Source organism: Vibrio sp. 1580 (assembly GCF_033340055.1).
Map to the genome: position 1 here is coordinate 1 of NZ_JAWOVT010000454.1, position 599 is coordinate 599.

The 599-nt window shown below is 50.3% G+C and carries 1 protein-coding gene; it reads right to left on the minus strand.

Annotation, left to right across the window (positions count from 1 at the left end; genetic code table 11):
• Positions 1-7 precede the first annotated feature (7 nt).
• A partial coding sequence (locus R7093_RS26555; protein WP_318147194.1) for a PepSY domain-containing protein occupies positions 8-599 on the minus strand: 592 nt, incomplete at its 5' end.

Here is a 599-nt window from a genome sequence, read left to right on the forward strand (position 1 = left end):
CAACACCTTAGTTCAGTGCTGCTTTTAGCTTCTCGACACGGTTGAACACCAACCAGTCCAGCAGCAAAACGCTCACAATGGCTAAGCCGCCCATCGGGAACGCGGCACAAATGGCAACCAATGTGGCTAACCCCAATTTCCACACTCCGTTATGTTGAAATTGTGGCGGCGCGCCAAGCGATGCGCTGCGACTTGGTCGACGTAACCACCACATCCCCACTCCGGAAATAGCAATCAGAATAAATGCCAAACAGAACAGCACATTCAACGCCTTATTGATGATGCTTACGTCTCCTTGGTGAAGTGAGACACCCGCAGCCATTAACTTGGCAAACCAGCTGTAATCCTGCCAAGTCACATCCACCAGCAAACGACCTGAGTATTGGTCAAAATGGCTGGTTCGATATTGTCTTGGGTCAGAGATGTCCCCTCCCATTGAGTTGGATGCAACGGTGTAAACACCGTCATCTGAACGAGGCAAGAATACTTTGTAGCTGGTAAAGCCCATCATTTCGGCTTTAAGAATAATGTCGTCAATCGATAACGCGCGAAGGCTCCCCGTGTAAGACGCCCCCCTTTCCATGTTCGCGTGATCATGG